Annotated in this window: 1 protein-coding gene; it reads right to left on the bottom strand. The window is 48.6% G+C overall.

Translation table 11 applies throughout. From position 1 onward, the window contains the following. On the bottom strand, positions 1-654 hold a 654-nt coding region (locus tag A3762_RS24615; protein ID WP_304439330.1), incomplete at both ends, for a flagellar M-ring protein FliF C-terminal domain-containing protein.

The raw sequence follows: 654 nt of genomic DNA on the forward strand, positions 1-654 counted from the left end.
CAAGGCTTTCCAAACAACTTCCCAAAACCATGCCTGTTCCCAGATCTCGGGTTCTACAAATTCTTCGATCTCTTGCGGCGCAAACGGAGTGTTGACGACGTTAACGCTGTCGCCGCGTGTTGCATCATATCCAACGGCGTTGCGTACAAGTAATGTTAGACGCTCAAGCTCTGCATCGCTCCACTTTTGGAACAACACTTCTCCTGTTTCAGGGTTGATGTTACGAATGTCATCCACTGCAACTGCAACAGTCAGACGTGAAACGCGTCCCTTTTGATGACGGGTGTAGCTCACCGTTCGGTCGACTTCATAATTTCGTGTTGCTTGCTTACGCAAATTAACAGGTGCTGCTTGTTCCGGCTGCGCAGCGCCCTCACCCGCTTCTTCAGGCACTTCTGCATTCACTGGCGGTTGATTAGCCAAAGCTCCTGGGATACCACCGTCGACACCATTTGCTTTTTGCTCATCCAGAGTCTGTTCGCTGCGTACCGCACCCATATCAGGATTGAACAACTCTTCTGCTTCTTCGATTTCTGTAAAGTCAACGTCAGCTGATACTTCAGAACGAAAACGACCAGAGCCTAGTACCGGATCAAGAATACTTGTGATTCGATTATTTAGAACCGACTCTATCTTGCGCGAGTATTCAAATTC

The sequence above is a fragment of the Oleiphilus sp. HI0125 genome, assembly GCF_001635355.1.